Below are 21,490 nucleotides of genomic sequence, written 5' to 3' on the forward strand. Positions count from 1 at the left end.
CCGGGCCGATGCGCAATCGAACCCGGAATCTCGAGATGCCGGGTTCGGTGCTCCGCACCGCCCCGGAATGACGGCAAGGTACCCTACGCCACGTTCTGGTCGAGGATATCGACCGCGCCCTGCAGATCGACCGACACCAGCTGCGACACGCCGCGTTCGGCCATGGTGACGCCGAACAGCCGGTTCATCCGCGCCATCGTGATCGGATTATGCGTGATGATGATGAAGCGGGTTTCGGTCGACGCCGTCATCTCGTTCAGCAGGGTGCAGAACCGCTCGACGTTGTGGTCGTCGAGCGGCGCGTCGACTTCGTCCAGCACGCAGATCGGCGACGGGTTGGTCAGGAACACCGCGAAGATCAAGGCGAGCGCGGTCAGTGCCTGCTCGCCTCCCGACAGCAGCGACAGCGTCTGCGGCTTCTTGCCGGGCGGCTTGGCGATGATCTCGAGGCCGGCTTCGAGCGGATCGTCGCTCTCGATCAGATGCAGCGCGGCTTCGCCGCCGCCGAACAGCTCGGTGAACAGCCGCTTGAAGTGGGCGTTGACGGTCTCGAACGAGGTCAGCAGACGCTCGCGCGCTTCGCGGTTGAGGCTCTGGATGCCCTGCCGCAGCCGCTTGATCGCCTCGACGAGATCGTCGCGTTCGGTGGTCAGCGCCGTGTGCTGGGTCTCGACTTCCTTGAATTCTTCCTCGGCGCGCAGGTTGACGGCGCCGAGCCGCTCGCGGTCGCGGCGAAGCTTGTCGAGCTCTTCCTCGACCTGCGCGACCGGCGGCAGCTCGGCGCCGGGCTCGATCTCGGCCATCCCGACCACCGCGCTCGGCTCGACCTCGAGCATGTCGTGGATTTCGCGCTCGATGTCGGTGAGGCGGCGGCGGGTACCTTCCATGCGCTCTTCGGCGCGCGCGGTGGCTTCGCGGGACGACGAGAGCGCTTCGAGCGAGGCCTTCGCGAGGCGATCGGTTTCCGCCATCGCGGCTTCCGCCGTCGCCAGCGCATCGGCGGCGATGCGGCGGTCACCCTCGGCGTGCTCGATCTCCGTGATCAGCGCGCTGCGCTTCTCGGCGAACACTTCCGGCGCATTGGCGAGTTCCTCGCGCTCGATCGACACCTCGGCGATGCGCGCCTCGATGGTCTCGACCTGGGAGGCGGCGCTGGTCTTGCGGTTCTGCCACTCGCTGCGTTCGGCGAGGATCGCCTGCACGCGGCGGTCGGCGAGTTCGGCCTCGCGGGCGAGCGCCTGCGCCTCGGCGCGGACCTGGGCCGCGGCACGGCGCTGGTTGTCGATCTCGGCGCGCACCGCGGCGAGCTGGGTCTCGGTCTCGACGCCCGGCGGCAGTTCGGCAAGCGCCGCAGCGGCGCTCTCATGCGCGGCCTCGGCCTCGGCGCGGTCGGCGGCGACGCGGCTGTGCGCCTCGGTCAGTGCCGATTTGCGCGCGGCATGGCGGTTGATCTCGCGCTCGGTGGCGGCATGGCGCTCGCGCGCGGCGTCGGTCTCGCGGCGGGCGGCGCGCACGGCTTCGCGGGAGGCGGCTTCGGCGGCCGACGCCGAGCGCAGTTCTTCTTCAGCTGTCTCCAGCGCCTGGCGCTTGGCGGTGGCATCGACCCGGGCCTGCTCCAGCTCATGCTCGATATCGACCAGGCGGGCGCGTTCGGCGAGGCGGCGCGCCGCGCCGGTCGGGGCATGCGCGTCGGCGACAAAGCCGTCCCAGCGCCAGACGTCGCCTTCGAGCGACACCAGCCGCTGGCCGGTCTTCAGCTGCGACACCAGCGCGGCGCCGCGTTCCTTCGCCACCACGCCGATTTGGGCGAGACGGCGCGCGAGTTCCGGCGGCGCCTGGACGTGGTCGGCCAGCCGTTCGACGCCGTCGGGCAGCGCAGGATCATCAGCGGCTTCACCGACATTGGTCCAGCGCATCGGCGCGGACGAATCCACGGGAGCGTCGAGATCGTCGCCGAGCACGGCGCCGATCGCCTTCTCGTAGCCCTTGGCGACCGTGATGCCGTCGATGATCGGTGGCCACAGATTCTTGGTCTCGCTGGTCACCAGCTTGGCGATGGTGCGGGCTTCAGTCTCGAGCCGCTGTACGCGCTTCTCGGCTTCGGTGAGTGGATTGCGCGAGGATTCCAGCGTCTGCCGCGCCGCGGCGTGATGGGCCTCGCTGGATTGCACGGCCGCCTCGGATTCGGCGAGCGTCTGCTGCGCCATCTCCATGGCGGCGGCGAGTGCCTCGATGTCGCCGAGATTGCCGGTTTCCTGCGCGAGCTTGGATTCCTCGGCCTGGACGTTGGCGATCTCCTGGTCGAGCCGCGCCAGCCGGTCGCGATGCGTGCGCACGCCGGCCTCGAGCTGGTTGCGCTTGGCGGTCAGATCGGCGAGCTGCGTGGTCAGTTCGGCGAACTGGCGCTCGGTCGCGGCCAGGATTTCTTCTGCGTCGGAGACGCGCTCGTCGACGCCGGAGCGCTTCTCGACGCGCGACTTGATCTCTTCCTTCAGCTCGGCGTCTTCGGTGTCGAGCCGCTGCAATGCGATGTCGGCGTCCGAAGTCTGCTGCTGCTCGCGCGCGATGTCGGCGGCGAACTGGGTCAGACGCCGATCAAGCTCGCCGACGCGCTCCTTGGCGCGCTGTTCCTCGCGGTCGAGCATCTCGCGCGCATTGGTCAGGCGTTGCAGGCCGGCGGCGGCGCGGGCCTCGGCATCGCGCAGCGCTGGCAATTCGGCGGCGCGGATCGCCTGGATGCGCGCAGATTCGGCCTGCTCGCGGGTGCGCTCGGCCATCTCGCGCACCGAGATATCATGATTGTGCGCGGCGTCGTTGACGTCGGCATTGGCCTCGATCCAGCGCAGATGGAACAGCATGGCCTCGGACTTGCGCACCTTGGCCGCGACCTCGCGGTAGCGGATCGCCTGGCGCGCCTGCTTCTTCAGGCCTTCCATCTGGCCGCTGAGCTGGCCGATCACGTCCTCGACGCGGGTGAGGTTGGTTTCGGCTGCCTTCAGCCGCAGTTCCGCCTCGTGACGGCGGGCATGCAGGCCAGCAACACCCGCGGCATCTTCCAGCACGCGGCGGCGCTGCTCGGGCTTGGCCTGGATGATTTCGCCGATCTTGCCCTGGTGGACCAGCGCCGGCGAGCGCGCGCCGGTGGCGGCGTCGGCGAACAGGATCTGGACGTCGCGGGCGCGCACGTCGCGGCCGTTGATGCGGTAGACCGAGCCGGCCTCGCGCTCGATGCGGCGAGAGATTTCCAGCAATTGGCTGTCGTTCACCGCGGCCGGTGCCGAGCGATCGGAATTGTCGATCGTCATCACGACTTCGGCGTGGTTGCGCGCCGGGCGGTTGCCGGAACCGGCGAAGATCACCGCGTCCATGTCGGCGGCGCGCAGCGACTTGTGCGAGGTCTCGCCCATCGCCCAGCGCAGCGCTTCGACGAGATTGGATTTGCCGCAGCCGTTCGGTCCGACGACGCCGGTCAGGCCCGGCTCGATCATGAAATCGGTGGGTTCAACGAACGACTTGAAACCGTGAAGGCGGAGGCGCGTGAGCTTCATGTACACAAATCTCGTTTGGCCGGGCGCGAATCTCCCTGCCGTGACAATACCATGGAAGGCAATGTCGTGTTTGACGTGAATAGCTGCGTGCAGCTCTCATGAGCGGCGACAATGGCGATGCCCGCGCATCAGGGCAACTGCTTGACCAAGCTTTTCCCAAGGGATTTGCAGGGGTTTACGCTCCCTGCATGTCGTCGAAATCGACGTTGTGCGCGAATCAGGTTTTCAACAACGAAATGATGCGCCGGATGCGTGACGTGATTGCAATGTCATCCACAACTATCGTGTCCAGCTGCGAATCGGACACGACGACAAGCGATTCGCGGCGCTGCCGATCAGCTCTTCAGCAGCGGATCGATGTGCTTGCTGAACTCCTCGAACGAGGTCTCGCCCTTCAGCATCTCGCCATTGATGAAGAAGGTCGGCGTCGAATTCACCTTCAGCACTTCGTTGGCGTATTTCTGGTCGGCCGCGATCTTGTCGAGCAGCTTCTGATCCTTCAGGCACTCCTCGACCTGCTGCTGGCTGAGGCCGGCCTGCTTGCCGATCCGGGTCAGCGTCTCGGTGGTGTTCTTGACCACCCAGTCGTTTTGCTGGCGGAACAAGAGGTCGATGACGGCGAAGAACTTCGGTGCGTCGTCCTTGGCGATGCAGCGCGCCAGCATCGAGCCGGCGGCGGCCTTGATGTCGAGCGGGAATTCGCGAAACACGTAGCGGACCTTGCCGGAGTCGATGTAGGTCGACTTGATCTTCGGGAACACGGTCTCGTTGAAATTGGCGCAGTGCGGGCAGGTCATCGAGGCGTATTCGATGATGGTCACCTTGGCGTCCTGCGGGCCGAGCCCCATGTCCGGCAGCGACTGCGGCTTGGCGACCTCGGCGGCGGTCTGCGCGAGCGCGTCCGTGATCAGGCGCAGCGGCGACAGGCCGGCGAGGGCGGCGAGCCCCGTCAGCGAGAGAGCGGTGGTGAAAGCGCGGCGCGTGATGATCAAGGTCAGCTCCCGGATTGGCGCATTCACGCCAGAATGAAGGGGTCCCGAAAAGGAAGCCTTCGCTAGCTTGAAACGACCATTGTGGCAATGCCGGGGTCCCGCGGACGAGCCGCGGAAAAGCGTCAATTTCGCTTGATCGCGGCGCCCAGCCGGGCCAGTGCCGCGCGCAGATCGTCGTCCTCGACGGCGGCGAGGTTCGCCGCCTCCCGCGCCACGGTTTTGGGATCGGGCGGGCCCGGCCGCGTAGGGCGATTGCGACGCGAAAGCGGCGCTTGCCGGATCGTCAGGCGGCCGACCGCATGCCAGCCGAAGAAGCGGTTCACGCGTTCCAGGATCACGTCGGAGGAATGCTGGATCTCCAGCGCCATCGGCCCCTCGACCCGCAGCACCAGCGTCGCCGGCTCCTGCGGCTGCCCCTCCACCGGGCGCGGCCACTGCATCTTCAGCGGCTCGCAATAGGCCGCGATCCGCTCGCCCGCGATCTCGGTCCAGCGCGTCACCAATTCGCGCGCGGCAAAGCCCTGCTTGGCATAGGCGTCGGTGAAGACGTCGCTGAGCAGGATCGACAGGGGCTTTGCGCTGATCGGGCCGGGTTTGGACATCAGGACACTATAGCAGCGGTGTCGATGCAGCTGAAACCGTGTTCATCGTTGCGGCAGCGTATCCGTGCCGGGAGAAGAAAGACGTGGATGCCCGGGTCAGGCCGGGGCATGACATGGCGGGATTTGCCTTAAGATATGTCCATGATCTCTCGCGCGGCCGCCAAAACCAAATCGACCGATCACCAAACCGCCCGCCCGGCGCGGCTGCTCGCCTGGTATGACCGGCATCGCCGGCGGCTGCCGTGGCGCGCGGCGGCGGGGGAGCGGGCGGATCCATACTGTGTGTGGCTGTCGGAGATCATGCTGCAGCAGACCACGGTGCGGGCGGTCGGACCGTATTTCGAGAAATTCGTGTCGCGCTGGCCTGACGTGACCGCGCTCGGCCGCGCCTCGCTCGACGATGTCTTGAGGATGTGGGCCGGGCTCGGCTACTATTCGCGGGCGCGCAACCTGCACGCCTGCGCGGTTGCGGTGCTGGACAACCATGGCGGGGTGTTTCCGGACACCGAGGAGGGCCTGCGCGGGCTGCCCGGCATCGGGCCCTACACCGCGGCCGCGATCGCCGCCATCGCTTTCGACCGCCGCACCATGCCTGTCGACGGCAATATCGAGCGCGTGGTCACCCGGCTCTACGTCATCGAGGAGGCACTGCCGCAGGCCAAGCCGCTGATCAAGGAGATGGCTGCGACATTGCTCGGCCCCTCCCGCGCCGGCGACGAGAACTCTCGCGCCGGCGACAGCGCACAAGCCTTGATGGATCTCGGCGCCACGATCTGCACGCCGAAGAAGCCGGCCTGCGCATTGTGTCCGCTGAATGACGATTGCGCGGCCCGCAGCCGCGGCGACCAGGAGACGTTCCCGCGCAAGGCGCCGAAGAAGAGCGGCACGCTGCGCCGCGGCGCCGCCTTCGTGGTGAGGCGCGGCAGCGAGCTCTTGGTGCGCTCGCGCCCGGAAAAGGGCCTGCTCGGCGGCATGACCGAGGTGCCGGGGTCGCAATGGCTTGCCGGGCAGGAGGATGCGGCCGCGCTTGCTCAGGCGCCGGAACTCAAGGGCGTCACGCGCTGGCGCCGCAAGGCCGGCGTCGTCACCCACGTGTTCACGCACTTTCCGCTCGAACTCGTCGTCTATGCCGCCAGTGTTCCGCCACGTACCCGCGCGCCGGAGGACATGCGCTGGGTGCCGGTGGCGACGCTGGACGACGAGGCGTTTCCCAATGTGATGCGCAAGGTCATCGCGCACGGGCTGGACGGCTGAAAGATGACGACCTGCTGACACCATGCTGGCAGCAGCGCTCCGCTACGACCTCCGGGACAATGGAGGCCGCCATGATCGCAACCGCGCTCGACCAGATTCCGAAACCGCCCTGCGCAAACCTGCTCGGCTGGCATCTCGTTGATGCACGCCCGCTGGATGGCTGGATCAAGATCGTGTTCGACGGCAAGCCGGACTTTTGCAATCCGGCCGGCTTCGTCCAGGGCGGCATGCTCTCGGCGATGCTCGACGACACGATGGGTCCGGCGGTGTTCGTGATGACCGAGGGCAGGCTCTACACCACGACCATCACGATGAATGTGAACTTCCTCGCGCCGGCAAAGCCCGGGCCGATCACCGGCGAGGCGACGGTGACGCAGCTCGGCAAGACCATCGCCTTCGTCGAGGGCCGGCTGACCGCCGCCGACGGCACGCTGCTTGCTACCGCGAGCAGCAGCATCCGCCTGGTGGAATCGGCGCGGGCGCTGAGATAGGTCAGACCGCTCTCGCGCGCTGCACGATCGGCGGCTTGGCGTTCAGTCCCTCGACCTGAAAGCCGGCGACGCGCTTGTAGTTGGCGGCGATGTCTTCCAGCTCCTGCCGCGACAGCACCTCGGTGACGACGCCAAAGCCGCTGGGTGCGCGCTCCTCGACCAGCTGCATCACCTGTTCCGGGCCGTTGCGGCGATTCAGCATCACAAGATCCGTGGTCGCCGGCCGTCGCTCCGCCTCATAGGCCGCGAGCGCGGCCTGCGTCGGGCCATGCGCCAAAATCTCGCGCGTCAGCGTGCGCGCATCCAGGATCGCCTGCGAGGCGCCGTTGGAGCCGATCGGGTACATCGGATGCGCCGCGTCGCCCATCAGCGTGACGCGGCCGAACGTCCATTGCGGGATCGGGTCGCGATCGACCAGCGGATATTCGTAGGCATGCGGACAGTTCCGGATCAGGCCCGGCACGTCGAGCCAGTCGAAATCCCAGCTCTCGAACCACGGCAGGAACTCGTCGAGTTTTGCCGTGCGGTTATAGTCCTCGCGGCGCCACTGATAGGTCGGCGGCATGTGACGCTCGGCGACCCAGTTGATGTCAAACTTGCCGTCGGGTCCGGCCTCCTTCGAGATCGGATAGCAGACGAATTTCAGGATCTCGTGGCCGGCCATGATCATGGTGCGGCCGGTCAGGAAGGCATTGCCGCGGGTGATGCCGCGCCACAGGATGCGGCCGTTCCAGATCGGTGGCCCCTCCTGCGGATAAAGCTTCTCGCGTACCGCCGAATGGATGCCGTCGGCGGCGATCAGCACCGTGCCGTCATAGCTGCCGGCGGGCTTGCCGGTCGCCTTGTCGATGAAGTCGGCGCGGACGCCGTCGGCGGTCTCGGTCCAGCCGGTGAGGTGATGGCTGGTGAGGATGTTCGCGGCTCCCAGCCGCTCGGTCGCGGCATCGAGCAGCAGTTGCTGCAACCGGCCGCGATGGATCGAGAATTGCGGCCATTTATAGCCGGCCTCGAGCCCGCGCGGTTCGCTCCAGATCGGCTTGCCGTGCTTGGAGAAATAGGCGAGCTCGCTCGTGCGCACCGCGGTCGCGTCGAGCACGTCGTGCAGGCCGAGCTCGATCAATTCGCGCACCGCATGCGGCAGCACGTTGATGCCGACCCCGAGCGGCCTCAGCTCGGGCACGCTCTCGAACACGCAGGCCGGCACGCCGATCTGGTGCAGGCTGAGCGCCAGCGTCAGCCCGCCAATTCCGCCACCTGCAATGAGTACAGTCATGAAAGCCCTCTCGATTGGCATGGTCTTCGCACGGCGGCACCGCCACGGGCAAGGTCCGCGGCACCGCACGGGGTGGACGGCAAGGGACGCCGCCGCTAACCTCCGCTGCATCTCATAAAAAGCCAGGGCCGGGTTCGCAACGAGCCGCAAGGCCCGTAGAGGACGTCGACATGCTCAAGCTCTATTCCGCCCCCGGCACCTGTGCGCTCGCCTCGCACATCGCGCTGGCCGAGACCGGCACGCCCTATACGATCGAGCGGCTCGACTTCAAGGCCAACCAGCAGAACAGCCCGGAGTATCTGAAGATCAATCCGAAGGGCCGCGTGCCCACGCTGGTGACCGATCGCGGCGTGCTCACCGAGACCCCGGCGATGCTGGCCTACATCGCGCAGACCTTTCCGCAGGCGAGGCTCGCGCCGCTCGATGACGCCTTCGCGTTCGCCAAGTTGCAGGCCTTCAATTCCTATCTGTGCTCGACGGTGCATGTCTGCCACGCGCACAAGATGCGCGGCGCACGCTGGGCGACGCAGGAGAGCTCGTTCGCCGACATGAAGACCATGGTTCCGAAGACCATGGGCGCCTGCTTCAACCTGATCGAACGCGACATGCTGAAGGGCCCCTGGGTGATGGGCGACAGCTATACGGTCGGCGACGCCTATCTCTACACGCTGACCCTCTGGCTCGACGGCGACGGGGTCGACATCGCGACCTTGCCCAAGGTGAAGGCGCATCGCGCCGCGATGGAGCAGCGGCCTGCGGTGCAGAAGGTGCTGGCCGAGCAGAAGGTGTAAGCGCGGAGAAATTGGGCGTCGTCCCGGCCTTCGCCGGGACGACGCGGGCATCGCTACACCTTCCGCGTCTCCAGTTCCCGTCCGGTCTCCAGCATCAGCTTGCGCAGCCAGACCGAGCCCGGATCCATCTGAGCACGCGTCGGATAGAACATGTGCTGCTCGTCGATGCCGGGATCGAGCGGCGGGGCCACCGTCACCAGCGATAATTGTCTTGACAGCGCCGAGATCAGGCGGCGCGGCACGAAGGCGACGAGGTCGGTGCGCGCGGTGACGTGCAGCGCCTCGATATAACCCGGCACCACCAGCGCGATCCGCCGCTCGATGCCCTTGGCGCGCAGCCAGGTGTCGATCAGATCCTCGTTGTGGCCGCGGATGATCACGGCGACATGCCGGGCGGCAAGGAACGCCTCGCGTTTCCTGAGCTTCGTGCCGACGGGGTGGCCGCACCGCACCGCTAGCGCATCGATGTCGGTGTAGAGCCGCTGGCGGTGAAAGCCTTTGAAGGAGTCGCCGATTGAGATCACGAGATCGATGGTGCGGGCGAACTCCGGCGTGAAGATCGTGGAGCTCCGCCACGGCACCACGTCGATGGTGACGTTCGGCGCTATCAGTGTCACCTTCTCCATCAGCGCCGGCATCAGCAGCTCGACGGCGAGGTCGGGCATCATCAGGCGGAAATGCCGCTCGCTGCGCGCGGGGTCGAAATCATCGGATACGAACAGCGTGCGCACCTGATCGAGCGCCTGTGCCAGCGGCGAGCGTAGCGCCTGTGCCCGCGGCGTGAGCTCCATCCGGGCGCCGTTGCGCACCAAAAGCGGATCGCCGATCAGATCGCGCAGCCGCTGCAGCGCATGGCTGGTCGCCGGCTGCGATAGATGTAGCCGCATCGCGGCGCGGCTGACATTGGCTTCGCGCAGCAGGGCGTCGAGCGCGACCAGCAGATTGAGGTCAAGCGAATTCAAATTCATCAAATGAATATATATCATATCACCTATCGATTGGAAGAATGCACACCGGCGCCGCAGGATTGTGGGGCAGGGCGTTCTCACGCGAAGCGGATACTCCGGTTCGCGCGAAGGGACGCCTCACGTCAGATCAACCAATCGCAAGGAGACGCGCCATGAGCGCAGCTGACAACAAGAAACTGGTGCAGGAGATGTTCGTGATCGCCGGCAGTCCCGATCCCGCGGTGCGCGAGAAATCGCTGTTCATGGCAACCCTCGCCGACGACGCGATCTGGACCGTGACCGGGCAATATTCTTGGTCGCGCAGCTTCACCGGCAAGCAATCGATCATGACCGACTTGCACGGCCATGTGCGCTCAAGACTGGTCGAGCGCGGCCGCACCGTCGCCCATCGCATCATCGCCGATGGCGACATCGTCGTGGTCGAGGCCAAGGGCAACAACCTGACCAAGGAAGGTCAGCGCTACGACAACGACTATTGCCTGGTGTTCCGCTTCGACGGCGGCAGGATCAAGGAGGTGCGGGAATATTGCGACTCGGTTTTGACCGAGAAGGCCCTCGGTCCGTTTCCGGCCGCCGCAATTCGCGCGGCGGGTTGAAGCCCTGACTGCCGCGCTCGCGGCTGCGCTGGTCTGGTTCGGGCAATGGCGTGAGAGCCGGCGCTCGTGGCGGCAGCTCGCCGCCATGAGCGAACGCGAGCTGCAGGACATCGGCGTCTGCCGCGCCGACATCTGCCATCATGGCCGGTACGACAACGGCGGTCTGTACTGGCCGCCTTAAGATGCGATGCGAAAATGCGCAGGGTGGGCAACGCGCAAGCGCGCCCGCCCTGCGTAGCGTTTAGGGACGGCTTACGCCACCTTGGACTTGAGGTGGCCGAACATGATGTCGCGGGCCGCGTCGTCCATCTCGGCCTTGAAGGTGTGCTTGTCCTTCAGCGCGATCGCGCGCGCCGCTGCCGGCCGCGCCGAGATCTCGTCGACCAGCCGCTTCACGTTTGGATATTTCGCGTAGCCTTCCTCACCAAGAATGAACGGCGCCATCCGCGCCCAGCCCCAGAACGCCATGTCGACGATCGTATAGCTATCGCCGACCATGTAGCGCTGTTTCGCCAAATGATCGTCGAGGATCTTGTAGTGGCGATGCGCCTCGTACTGGTAGCGGTTATTGGCGTAGTCGAGATCCTTCGGCGCGAAATGCTTGAAGTGCACCGCCTGGCCGGAATAGGGGCCGAGGCCGGTCGCGATGAACATCAGCCAGGACAGCGTCGCGGCGCGGTTGGCCGGGGTGTTGGCGGGCAGGAACTTGCCGTGCTCCTCGGCGAGGTAAAGCAGGATGGCATTAGAGTCGAACACCAGCACGCCGTCGTCGTCGATCGCCGGCACCTTGCCGTTCGGGTTGACCTTCAGGTATTCCGGCGCGAACTGCTCGCCCTTGCGGGTGTCGACCGGGATCGCCTCGAACGGCAGGCCGGACTCTTCCAGGAACAGTGCAACCTTGTTCGGGTTCGGCGCGCCGTTGAAATAGAATTTGATCATGAGGGGACTCCCTTGGTTCTTGTGACCGGCGAGATCGGGATGCGGCGGGGCAAGGCCGCAGCGCCCCTCATGCGCAAATTTCGCTGCAATGCGCAAGCGACGAGTTTGTGAATCAGGGTCGCGTGGTGCGCTGGTCAGCCGGCCAGGAGGAAGCCCAGGATACCCGCGACGGCCAGCGCAATTCCCGCGACTTCCAGCACGGCGGCGGAGCGCGTCGCAGCATGCAGGTTTGAGACCTGCGTCGCGCGTTCAGAGCCGCGGGCATAGCCGTGCACGATGATCTCTTCGTTGAATTCGCCATGCGCCTCGAGCCCGAGCGTCAGTCCGACACAGACGAGCAGGATGCCGAAAATGATCAGGCCGAGGAATCCGAGCAGGCCGATCAGCAGCATCGGAAACATGCCGAGCAGGAAGACCGGCAACAGCGGCACCAGCAGCAATGTCTCGGATTGTCTTCGCATCGGGCGACCGATCGAAACGGCAAGTGACGGAAGCCAATCTAGGCTCGCCGCGGTGGCGCAACAAGGCGGCCCGCGTTCAAGACGGCGTCATTTGCCTCCGCTCGTCATTCCGGGCTCGCCGCTTTGCGGCGCCCCGGAATGACGAGCGAGGTGAATTCGACGGGCCTCAGCCCACCACCATCCCGGAGCGGATCTCGGCGCGCAGCTCGTCGATCAGCCGCAGGCCGGTCTTGGTCTCGACGTGCCAGAAGGTCCAGCCGTTGCAGGCGCCGGAGCCCTGCGCGACCGCTCCGATACGGTGGATCGAGCCGACCTTGTCGCCGAGCATGATGGCGCCGTCGGCGCGCACCAGCGCGCCATGGCGCTTCTTGGCATCGACCAGCTTGGCGCCGGGCACGATCATGCCGCGCTCGATCAGTTCGGAGAACGCCACCCGCGGCGCCTCGCGCGCGGTCATGAACGGCGCCAGCGTGGCTTCCGGCAGCGGCTCGATCGCGGCGATGCGGGCCTCGGCGGCGGCGGCGTAGGTCCGGTCGCGCTCGAAGCCTATATAGCTGCGGCCGAGGCGCTTGGCGACGGCGCCGGTGGTGCCGGTGCCGTTGAACGGATCGATCACGAGATCGCCGGGCTTCGACGACGATAGCAGCACGCGGGCGAGCAGCTGCTCGGGCTTCTGCGTCGGATGGACCTTCTTGCCGTCGCCATCCTTGAGGCGCTCCTCGCCGGTGCACAGCGGGATCAGCCAGTCGGAGCGCGCCTGCACGTCCTCGTTGGACGCCTTCAGTGCTTCGTAATTGAACGTGTAGCCCTTGGCCTTCTCGTCGCGCGCGGCCCAGATCATCGTCTCGTGCGCGTTGGTGAAGCGGCGGCCGCGGAAGTTCGGCATCGGGTTCGACTTGCGCCACACGATGTCGTTCAGGAGCCAGAAGCCGAGGTCCTGCATGATCGCGCCGACGCGGAAGATATTGTGATAGGAGCCGATCACCCACAGCGTTGCCGACGGCTTCATCACGCGGCGGCAGGCGAGCAGCCAGGCGCGGGTGAAATCGTCATAGGCAGCGAACGACGAGAACTTGTCCCAGTCGTCGTTGACGGCATCGACATGCGACTCATCGGGGCGCTTGAGGTCGCCCTTGAGCTGCAGATTGTAGGGAGGATCAGCGAACACCAGGTCGACCGAGCCGGCCTGAAGCTTCGACAATTCGGCCACGCAATCGCCAATGACGATCTGGCTCGACGGGGCACTCTCAAATTTAGTGCGGGGCGCCCTTGCAGACGCCCCGCGACGCGACACTACCATGACTCAAGAACTCTGACTCAGGCGACGCTGTCGGCGACGCGGGACTAAACAACCGACTGGCGCCACATTGACCCGGCAAAGTAAAAATCGACTTAATTGGAAATCTTCACGCAAAAGATTGCAGCATCTTTTGCGCGGCATGGCGCGTGGTGGTTCGCGTTGTGCTGCAACACCAGCGCGTTCGGTGAAAAACTTTTGCGGATCATCAAACCGGCACGATTCGCGCGGTAGATTCGCCCACATTCGCACTCGTTTGCACCGCAAGGGATGCGCGTCTTCCGGACTAGGCAATTATTGCCGGGCAGGATATTGATTAACAGAATGGAAATTTTAAGTTGGTGTGTCCCGCGTTGGGTCGCCGACTGGAATGAAGGGAAACCGCCATGCGCTATGATGATTTCCGCCGCAGCGACGACGTCGAAGACCGTCGCGATGAAGGCGGGATGGGCGGAGGCGGCGGTGGCGGCTTCGGCATTCCGATGGGCGGCGGCGGGCTTGGCATCGGCACCATCATCGTGCTCGGCCTGCTCGGCTATGCCTTCGGTATCGACCCGCGCATCCTGATCGGCGGCGCCGAGATTCTCACCGGCGGCGGCCAGGCGCCGACCTACCAGACCGACAGGCAGGCGTCGGGCGGGCAAGCCAAGCGCGGCGCCCCGACCGACGAAATGGGCAGCATGATCGCGGGCATCCTGGGTGAAATCGACGATCGCTGGAGCGAAATCTTCCAGGCCAGCGGCCAGACCTACACCGGTCCGAAGATCGTGCTGTTCCGCAATGCCACCAATGGCGGCCGCTGCGGCATGGCGCAGTCGGCGATGGGACCGTTCTACTGCCCGCCGGACAAGACCATCTTCCTCGACACCGGCTTCTTCCGCGAGGTCGAGACACGCTTCCGCGGCTGCTCGGGCAACGCCTGCAAGTTCACCGCGGCCTATATCATCGCGCATGAGGCCGGCCATCACATCCAGAACCTGCTCGGCATCATCCCGCGCGTGAACCGGCTGCAGCAGCAGGCCGGCAGCAAGGCCGAGGCCAATGCGCTGCAGGTCAAGGTCGAGTTGCAGGCCGATTGCCTCTCCGGCGTCTGGGTCAACCGCGAGGAGAAGAAGCGGCCGGGCTTCCTCGAGTCCGGCGATATCGACGCCGCGCTGACCACGGCGAATGCGATCGGCGACGACACGCTGCAACGGCAGGCCACGGGCAGGGTGGTGCCCGACTCCTTCACCCACGGCTCCGCCGCGCAGCGCAAGCAATGGTTCATGACCGGCTACCAGCAGGGCACCGTGCAGGCCTGTAATACGTTCGGTGGGGCCTAGCTAACCTGGTTCAACATCGGGCGAAGCCGCGAGCTCGGTTCACCTCTCCCGCCAGCGGGGGAGGTCGCATCGCGTCGTTAGATGCGATGCGGGTGGGGGCTCTCTCCACCATGCGACTCGCGGTGGAACCCACCCCAGCCCTCCCCCGCAAGCGGAAGAGGGAGCGAGAGAGCAAGCCATGTCCTCGATCGACGAATCCAAATCCTTCATCCCGCTCAACATCGCGGTGCTGACGATTTCCGACACCCGCTCGCTGGCGGACGACAAGTCGGGCACCACGCTGGCCGACCGTCTCACCGCGGCCGGTCACACGCTCGCGGCGCGCGAGATCGTCACCGACGATGTCGAGGCGATCCGCGCAGTGATCCGACGCTGGATCGCGGATCCCGCTGTCGATGCAGTGATTACCACCGGCGGCACCGGCTTTACCGGCCGCGACGTAACGCCGGAGGCGGTCGAGCCGCTGTTCGAGAAGCGAATGGACGGCTTTTCGATTGCCTTCCACATGCTGAGCCATGCCAAGATCGGGGCGTCGACGATCCAGAGCCGCGCCACCGCGGGCGTGGCGGGCGCGACATATATCTTCTGCCTGCCCGGTTCGCCCGGCGCCTGCCGCGACGGCTGGGACGGCATTTTGGCCGCGCAGCTCGACTACCGCACGCGCCCCTGCAATTTCGTCGAGATCATGCCGCGGCTGGACGAACATTTGCGTCGCCCGAAGGCGAAAGGAGCAACAACTTAAAGCGTAATGTGGTGTGCCGAATCGAGCCATGACGAGACTGCGCCCCCTCTGCCGCAAGCGGGGGAGGTGAAGTGAATCTGCGGATCAGCTAAAGTTCCAGCTCCCAGGTCTCGCCGACCAGGTCGACGCCGAAGCTGTGGTGCTTTTCTTCCCTGACACGCTGGAAACCGGCACGGGCATAGATGCCGCGCGCGGCGACCAGGATGCTCTGGGTCCACAGCGTCATCTTCCTGTAGCCCATCTCGCGTGCGGAGCGGACGCATTGCTCCACCAGGGCGCGGCCGACGCCGAGCCCGCGGGCCTTCTCCTCCACCAGCAACAGGCGCAGTTTCGCGATCCCGTCACCGCCGTTGACCAGGAAGATCGAGCCGACCGGTTCGCCGTTGACCTCCGCGATCCAGCAATGCTCGCGGGCCGGATCGAACGATCGCAGAAACTGCGCACAGATCTCGGCCACCAATGCCTCGTAGCTGATGTCCCAGCCATATTCCTCGGCGTAGGCTTGTCCCTGTCGCGAGACGACCCAGCCCATGTCGCCGCCGCGATGGCTGCGCAGCAGGAAGCCGACCGGCTTTTCGGTCGGCGGCTCCAGCGATTGCTCGATCGTGCCCATCGCGCGCACCACCGCGGCGCGGCGGCTGCCATCGATCTGCTTCAGCAGCGCCGCGACCTCGCTGCGCGAGCGGCTTTCGAGGTCGGCAGACGCGGCGCGGCCCTTGGCGGTGAGGGTGATCTCATTGATGCGTTTGTCGACTTTCGACGGCTTGCGCGTCACGATCTGGCGGCGCTGTAAGGCCTGTAGCGTGCGGCTGACGAAGCCGGCATCGAGGTCGAGATCGCGCACCAGATCGGTCGCGGTGCAATCCGCACGATGCGCGAGCTCGTAGATAATGCGCGCTTCCTGCAGCGTGAATGTCGAGTGCAAGAGCTTCGGCTCGATGATGCCGAGCTTGCGGGTGTAGAACCGGCTGAAGCCGCGGACCGCGGCGACCTGGCTCTCGAGCGAGGTGTCATTGGAAGTTGATTTCATCAAACATATTATTTGACGGAATCAAATAAATGGCAAGGGCTCCCCCACGTTTTCTGCGAGCGGGGCTTACGCCACCATGATCCGGCTGCGCAGCATGGTGCGGGAGGAGCGGCCGAGCCGGCGCAGCAGGCGCGCCTCGGAGCGGCGGGCGTCGGGCCGGTAGCCGCCGATCCGTTCGTAATGCTCGCGTGCGATCAGAAGGCCCTGTTCGGCCGATGGCCCGGTGATCATCCGGGCGACGAATTTGAGGCCGTCGCGCAGGCCGGGGTCGGAGTAGGGCGCGCGGGCGTAGCGGAAGACGCCGGCGCGGTCCTTGCCGCTGGCCGCCACCATCTGGATGAACTGGGTGGTCTCCTCGATCCAGCCGGCGTCGAGCACCGCGCCCGGATGCAGGAACATCAGCCAGGGCGAACGCGCCTGCCGTGCGCCAGCGGCAAGAGCTGCGGCACGCGTGCCCTCGAAGCGCAGGAAGCCGCAGCCGGCGACGTCGGCGACGCGCTCCATGATGTCTGTATTGGTGCGGTCGACCAGCAGCACCTCGCGAACGACGCCCGCAGCCGCGCCCGGCACCAGCGCCGCCAATGTTGCGACCGCGGTGCGCTCGACCCCGTCGGTTGGAATGATCACGCTCAGCATGATTTGAGGCTTCGGTGGCTCAGACGGTGGAGAAACTCCGGCCGTGTTATCACCTTGTCATATTCAAAGCAGCCTGTTCGCCTGCAGATTTTTACGCCATCACTTTGTGGAATTTCTTGGTTCATGTTCTTGATTTGTTCTCAAGCTGTGCTAGCTTCAGAACATGAGCCGAGCATCCTCTCATGCCCTCAAGCACCCGCCGGTAACGGCGCCCTCCGATAACCCGGCGGGTGCACCCACCCCTTTTCCCGAACTTGCGGTCGCGATCGAGCGCGAGCGGCGGCGTGGCCGCGGCGCGCAGTCCAATACCAGCGGCCGCTACGAGGCCGAGGCGCGGACGGCCTTCGATGACGGCTGGCAGAGCCTTGAAGACCTGCCGCCGTTCCAGACCACCGTGGCGCTGGACACCTCGCGCAAGGTGATTACCCGCAACGACTCGCCGGACATCGGCTTCGACCGGTCGATCAATCCCTATCGCGGCTGCGAGCATGGCTGCGTCTATTGCTTCGCGCGGCCAACCCACGCCTATCTCGGCCTGTCGCCGGGGCTGGACTTCGAATCGAAGCTGTTCGCCAAGCCGGACGCGCCCGCGCTGCTCGAGAAGGAGCTGGCGGCGCCGGACTACGAGGCGCGGATGATCGCGATCGGCACCAACACCGATCCCTATCAGCCGATCGAGCGCGAACGCAAAATCATGCGCGGCATCCTCGAGGTGCTGGAGCGCGCCGGCCACCCGGTCGGCATCGTCACCAAGTCGGCGCTCGTGACGCGCGACATCGACATCCTGGCGCGGATGGCCAAGCGCAATCTCGCCAAGGTCGCGCTCTCGGTGACGGCGCTCGACCCGAAGCTCGCCCGCACCATGGAGCCGCGCGCTTCGACCCCGCCGAAGCGGCTCGAGGCGATCAAGCGGCTCGCTGACGCCGGTATCCCGACCACGGTGATGGTCGCGCCGGTGATCCCGGCGCTGAACGATTCCGAGATCGAGCGCATCCTCGATGCCGCCGCGCATGCCGGCGCCAGGGAGGCGAGCTATGTGCTGCTGCGGCTGCCGCTCGAGGTGCGCGATCTGTTCCGCGAATGGTTGATGGCGAACTATCCCGACCGCTATCGTCACGTCTTCACGCTGATCCGCGACATGCGCGGCGGCCGCGACTACGACTCGCAATGGGGCACCCGGATGAAGGGCACCGGCCCGATGGCCTGGATGATCGGCCGCCGCTTCGAGATCGCCTGCGAGAAGCTCGGCCTCAACAAGCGGCGCACCAAGCTGACCACCGATCACTTCGCCAAGCCGAAGCGCAACGGGCAGCAGCTGAGCCTGTTCTAGGTGCTAAAAATCCGTGATGATCGTCATTGCGAGGAGCGAAGCGACGAAGCAATCCATGTCTCGGCAGATGCGGCACAATGGATTGCTTCGCGGAGCCTGTCATCGGGCGCGCATTCGCGCGACCCGGTGGCTCGCAATGACGGGAAAGGTAAAACATGAGTAACGCTCCGACCGCCCGCTTCACCGTCCTCACGCTCGGCGTCAGCGAGATGCGCGCCAGCATCGCCTTCTACGAATCGCTCGGCTTCGTCCGAAAGATGAGCGCGACCGGCGAGGAGGTCGCCTTCTTCGACACCGGCGGCACCGTGCTCGGGCTGTTCCCGTGGCATTTGCTTGCCGCCGATGCCGGGCTGCCCGATCAGCCGCGGCCTTCAGCGTTCCGCGGCGTCGCGATTGCCTGGAACTGCAACGATGATTCGGAGGTCGATCGTGTGATGGCGTTCGCACTGTCGAAAGGCGCCGCATTGCTGAAACCCGCGCAGCCGACCAGCTATGGCGGCTATTGCGGCTATTTCGGCGATCCCGACGGTCACGCCTGGGAGGTGGTGCGCGCACCGGGCTTTGAGGTCGGCGGCAATGGGCGGGTGTCGATGCCCGATTAGAACCGGCGCAATTGAATAACGGGGAAGGGCGCCCGGTTCCCGGTTGCGCCGCGGGCCTTGCTTGATCACCATCCCCGCATGATTCGGGACAAAGCCAAAAAGACGCCGGCCAAACCAACCAAGCCGGACAAGCGCGTCATCGCCGTGACGCGGCCGAGCTTCCGGCGCGAGCGTGCGCTGATCAAGCAGGGCGTCTGGCCGGTCGCCGGCTGCGACGAGGCCGGGCGCGGTCCGCTGGCCGGACCCGTGGTCGCCGCCGCCGTGGTGCTGGACCCTGCGCGCGTTCCCAAGGGCCTCGACGATTCCAAGCGGTTGACCGCCGAGCGCCGCGAGGAACTGTTCGAGGAGATTTGCGCCACGGCCGCGTTCTCCGTCGCGGTGGCCTCGCCGGCGCGAATCGACCGCGACAATATCCTGCGCGCCTCGCTGTGGGCGCTGGCGCGCGCGGTGCACGCGTTGCCGGAAATGCCGAAGCACGTCTTCGTCGACGGCCGCGACAAGCTTGCCACGTCCTGCGACTGCGACGCCGTGATCGGCGGCGACGGCATCGTGGCCTCGATCGCGGCGGCCTCGATCATCGCCAAGGTGACGCGCGACCGCCTGATGTGCGCGCTGGCGCTGGATTGCCCCGGCTACGGGTTTGAGCAGCACAAGGGCTACGCGGTCCCGGAGCACCTCGAGGCGCTGGACCGGCTCGGCCCCAGCACCCATCACCGCAGCTTCTTCGCTCCCGTCGTCGCCGCGCGGCTGAAGCATTTTCCGGAGCTGGTCGAGCGCGACCTGTTCACGGTGGACGCGGAAAGCGACGCCGCGGCATCCGAGGCGGCGTAGCGCGGCTGCGCCAACATCCCACGCGTCATCCCCGCGCATGCGGGGATCCAGTATTCCAGAGGCCGTTGTGCTTGGGCCAACCGCCGCGGCGTACTGGATGCCCCGCCTTCGCGGGGCATGACGTCCGTGTTTGACGTCGTACAGCGGACTCACCCAATACCGTTGCCTCCACTGCCGCCGACCGTTATCAAACCCTTGGGACCAGATGGCGCCGCTGGATGCGGGTGGCTGGGGCATTTCAGGCGTTTCATGCGGTTTACCTCCCTGGTTGTCGAACTGATCCGCGCCCGGCCGCGCCTCGTGGTCTGGGTCGTCGTGCTCGTGCAGGCGGCGATCTGGCTGTTCCTGCCTGTGATCTTCTACGGCAGCCCGCCCGGCAATCTCGCCACCATCCTCGCCTTCGGCCGCGAATATCTGGTCGGCACCGACATGGGGCCGCCGCTCGCGTTCTGGCTCGCCGACATCGCCTTCCGCGCCGCCGGCAATCACGTGTTCGGCGTCTACCTCTTGGCGCAGGTCTGCGAGATCGCCACCTTCATCACCTTCTACCAGCTGGCGCGCGCCATCGTCGGCGGCCCGCAGGGCGTGCTGGCGGTGCTGCTGTCGATGACGGTCGTGGTGTTCTCCTCGCCGGGTGTCGAGTTCGGCCCGCTGATCCTGGCGCGTCCGCTGTGGGCGCTGTTGCTGCTGCATTCCTGGCAGTTGATCGGGCAGAATCGGCGCGCCGCCTGGTTCGCCTGGTCGATCGATTGCGGCTTGCTGCTGCTGGCGACGCCGGCGGCGATCGGCATGATCCTGCTCGTGATCGGCTTCGCCCTTGCAACCGAGCGCGGGCGGCGCACGCTCAAGTCGGTCGATCCGCTCTATGCGGTGCTGGTCATCATCGTGCTGGCGCTGCCCTATCTGATCTGGCTGGTCCGTGCCGACGTGCTGGCGCTACCGGCATTGCCTGCGCTCGCCGATCTCAAGGCGCGCGCGCTGCATTGGGGCGTCGTGCTCGGCGGGCTGATCGTGGCGACCGCCGCGATCGCGCTGCTGGCGGTCCTCAATTCGCGCTGGTTCGCGCGCGATGCCGAGGACGCGCCGATCATCTACCGTCCACCGGTCAGTCCGCTGGCGCAGCAATTCGTGTATTTCTTCGCGTTCGCGCCTGCGATTGCGGGTAGCTTCGTCTCTGGCCTGTTCAATCTCGACCGCGCCTTCGGCGGCGCCGGCCCGGCGCTCCTGATGTCGGGGCTCGCCGTCGTCGTCGCGACCGGCGATCTCATCCCGCTCAGGCGGCAGCGGCTGTTGCGCTCGGTCTGGGCCTTCGCCGTCGCCGCGCCCGCGGCCGTGGCGTTGGCGGTAGCGCTGTTCCTGCCCTGGACCAGCACCACCGAGGCGCCGACCTCGCTGCCGGCCGCCGCGATGGGGCGCTTCTTCGACGACAGCTATGAGCGCCGCACCAACCGGCGCCTGCGCGCGGTCGCCGGCGATCCCGAAATCGCCAGCCTGGTTGCGATGAACGGGCGCCGTCCGCATCTCCTGCTCGACGCCGCGCCGCAGCGGACGCCGTGGCTGTCGGTCGCAAAATTCAACGAGACCGGCGGCGTCGTGGTCTGGCGCGCGCAGGACACCGCCGGCACGCCGCCGCCTGAACTCGCGCAGCGCTTCCCCGGCCTCGTGCCGGAAGTGCCGCGCTCGTTCGACCGGCTGGTCAATGGGCGGCAGCCGGTGCTGCGGATCGGCTGGGCGATCGTGCGGCCGAACGGGTCGTAATTTTATGCGGAGCAGTAGCCCGGATGA

21 protein-coding genes are annotated in these 21,490 nt (G+C 66.3%); 11 read left to right on the forward strand and 10 right to left on the reverse strand.

Going from position 1 to position 21,490, the window contains the following annotated elements:
- Positions 1-83 precede the first annotated feature (83 nt).
- From smc to ABIB78_RS03225, 3 genes are all read right to left on the reverse strand, one after another.
- Positions 84-3,548: a chromosome segregation protein SMC gene (gene smc / locus ABIB78_RS03215; protein ID WP_429021306.1), complete on the reverse strand. Its 3,465-nt coding sequence runs from the start codon at positions 3,546-3,548 to the stop codon at positions 84-86.
- 335 nt (positions 3,549-3,883) lie between these two features.
- The gene (locus tag ABIB78_RS03220) at positions 3,884-4,540 is read right to left on the reverse strand and encodes a DsbA family protein (RefSeq protein WP_429021308.1); all 657 of its coding nucleotides are present in this window, start codon (positions 4,538-4,540) and stop codon (positions 3,884-3,886) included.
- Between the two features lie 122 nt (positions 4,541-4,662).
- Positions 4,663-5,142 (reverse strand): DUF721 domain-containing protein, encoded by a 480-nt coding sequence (locus tag ABIB78_RS03225; protein WP_429021310.1) that lies wholly within the window; start codon positions 5,140-5,142, stop codon positions 4,663-4,665.
- Between the two features lie 141 nt (positions 5,143-5,283).
- On the opposite strand from ABIB78_RS03225, the gene mutY reads away from it, so the two are divergent.
- Positions 5,284-6,396 carry an A/G-specific adenine glycosylase gene (mutY, locus tag ABIB78_RS03230; protein ID WP_429021312.1) on the forward strand — a complete coding sequence of 371 codons (1,113 nt, stop codon included), beginning with the start codon at positions 5,284-5,286 and terminating at the stop codon, positions 6,394-6,396.
- A 71-nt stretch (positions 6,397-6,467) separates the two neighbouring features.
- On the forward strand, positions 6,468-6,887 hold the full coding sequence (locus ABIB78_RS03235; protein WP_429021314.1) for a PaaI family thioesterase: 420 nt from the start codon (positions 6,468-6,470) through the stop codon (positions 6,885-6,887).
- Position 6,888: 1 nt separating this feature from the next.
- On the opposite strand, the gene ABIB78_RS03240 is transcribed toward ABIB78_RS03235, so the two are convergent.
- On the reverse strand, positions 6,889-8,160 hold the full coding sequence (locus ABIB78_RS03240) for a flavin-dependent oxidoreductase (protein WP_429021316.1): 1,272 nt from the start codon (positions 8,158-8,160) through the stop codon (positions 6,889-6,891).
- 170 nt (positions 8,161-8,330) lie between these two features.
- On the opposite strand from ABIB78_RS03240, the gene ABIB78_RS03245 reads away from it, so the two are divergent.
- Positions 8,331-8,951 carry a glutathione S-transferase family protein gene (locus ABIB78_RS03245; RefSeq protein WP_429021319.1) on the forward strand — a complete coding sequence of 207 codons (621 nt, stop codon included), beginning with the start codon at positions 8,331-8,333 and terminating at the stop codon, positions 8,949-8,951.
- Between the two features lie 53 nt (positions 8,952-9,004).
- Here ABIB78_RS03245 and ABIB78_RS03250 read toward each other — a convergent pair whose 3' ends face one another.
- Entirely contained in the window at positions 9,005-9,919 is a 915-nt protein-coding gene (locus ABIB78_RS03250; protein ID WP_429021321.1) for a LysR family transcriptional regulator, read from the reverse strand.
- 152 nt (positions 9,920-10,071) lie between these two features.
- Here ABIB78_RS03250 and ABIB78_RS03255 point away from each other — a divergent pair, with 152 nt between their 5' ends.
- Positions 10,072-10,515 carry a nuclear transport factor 2 family protein gene (locus ABIB78_RS03255; RefSeq protein ID WP_429021324.1) on the forward strand — a complete coding sequence of 148 codons (444 nt, stop codon included), beginning with the start codon at positions 10,072-10,074 and terminating at the stop codon, positions 10,513-10,515.
- A gap of 28 nt (positions 10,516-10,543) precedes the next feature.
- Positions 10,544-10,696: a DUF1127 domain-containing protein gene (locus ABIB78_RS03260; RefSeq protein ID WP_429021554.1), complete on the forward strand. Its 153-nt coding sequence runs from the start codon at positions 10,544-10,546 to the stop codon at positions 10,694-10,696.
- 71 nt (positions 10,697-10,767) lie between these two features.
- Here ABIB78_RS03260 and ABIB78_RS03265 read toward each other — a convergent pair whose 3' ends face one another.
- The 3 genes from ABIB78_RS03265 to ABIB78_RS03275 form a co-directional block, all read right to left on the reverse strand.
- The gene (locus tag ABIB78_RS03265) at positions 10,768-11,454 is read right to left on the reverse strand and encodes a glutathione S-transferase family protein (protein WP_429021326.1); all 687 of its coding nucleotides are present in this window, start codon (positions 11,452-11,454) and stop codon (positions 10,768-10,770) included.
- 134 nt (positions 11,455-11,588) lie between these two features.
- Positions 11,589-11,915, reverse strand: coding sequence for a hypothetical protein (locus tag ABIB78_RS03270; RefSeq protein ID WP_429021327.1), 327 nt, complete (start codon positions 11,913-11,915; stop codon positions 11,589-11,591).
- Between the two features lie 166 nt (positions 11,916-12,081).
- On the reverse strand, positions 12,082-13,215 hold the full coding sequence (locus ABIB78_RS03275) for a site-specific DNA-methyltransferase (RefSeq protein ID WP_429021329.1): 1,134 nt from the start codon (positions 13,213-13,215) through the stop codon (positions 12,082-12,084).
- Positions 13,216-13,598: 383 nt separating this feature from the next.
- On the opposite strand from ABIB78_RS03275, the gene ypfJ reads away from it, so the two are divergent.
- Both ypfJ and moaB read left to right on the forward strand, forming a co-directional pair.
- Positions 13,599-14,534, forward strand: coding sequence for a KPN_02809 family neutral zinc metallopeptidase (ypfJ, locus tag ABIB78_RS03280; RefSeq protein ID WP_429021331.1), 936 nt, complete (start codon positions 13,599-13,601; stop codon positions 14,532-14,534).
- Between the two features lie 178 nt (positions 14,535-14,712).
- Positions 14,713-15,276: a molybdenum cofactor biosynthesis protein B gene (gene moaB / locus ABIB78_RS03285; RefSeq protein WP_429021333.1), complete on the forward strand. Its 564-nt coding sequence runs from the start codon at positions 14,713-14,715 to the stop codon at positions 15,274-15,276.
- An 88-nt stretch (positions 15,277-15,364) separates the two neighbouring features.
- Here the strand turns inward: moaB and ABIB78_RS03290 are convergent, their stop codons facing one another.
- Together ABIB78_RS03290 and ABIB78_RS03295 are read right to left on the reverse strand one after the other, a co-directional pair.
- Entirely contained in the window at positions 15,365-16,306 is a 942-nt protein-coding gene (locus tag ABIB78_RS03290; RefSeq protein WP_429021334.1) for a bifunctional helix-turn-helix transcriptional regulator/GNAT family N-acetyltransferase, read from the reverse strand.
- Positions 16,307-16,372: 66 nt separating this feature from the next.
- Entirely contained in the window at positions 16,373-16,942 is a 570-nt protein-coding gene (locus ABIB78_RS03295; RefSeq protein ID WP_429021336.1) for a glycosyl transferase, read from the reverse strand.
- Positions 16,943-17,105: 163 nt separating this feature from the next.
- Between ABIB78_RS03295 and ABIB78_RS03300 the strand changes: the two genes are divergently transcribed.
- The 4 genes from ABIB78_RS03300 to ABIB78_RS03315 all read left to right on the forward strand — a co-directional run bounded on the left by ABIB78_RS03300 (position 17,106) and on the right by ABIB78_RS03315 (position 21,463).
- Entirely contained in the window at positions 17,106-18,272 is a 1,167-nt protein-coding gene (locus ABIB78_RS03300) for a PA0069 family radical SAM protein (RefSeq protein WP_429021338.1), read from the forward strand.
- Between the two features lie 155 nt (positions 18,273-18,427).
- Complete coding sequence (locus ABIB78_RS03305) at positions 18,428-18,874, forward strand: VOC family protein (protein ID WP_429021341.1); 447 nt, start codon at positions 18,428-18,430, stop codon at positions 18,872-18,874.
- 78 nt (positions 18,875-18,952) lie between these two features.
- Positions 18,953-19,705, forward strand: a complete 753-nt coding sequence (locus ABIB78_RS03310; protein ID WP_429021342.1) for a ribonuclease HII — start codon at positions 18,953-18,955, stop codon at positions 19,703-19,705.
- A gap of 249 nt (positions 19,706-19,954) precedes the next feature.
- Entirely contained in the window at positions 19,955-21,463 is a 1,509-nt protein-coding gene (locus tag ABIB78_RS03315) for a glycosyltransferase family 39 protein (RefSeq protein ID WP_429021343.1), read from the forward strand.
- Positions 21,464-21,490 lie beyond the last annotated feature (27 nt).

The organism is Bradyrhizobium sp. I1.14.4 (genome assembly GCF_050435825.1).
GTDB lineage: Bacteria > Pseudomonadota > Alphaproteobacteria > Rhizobiales > Xanthobacteraceae > Bradyrhizobium.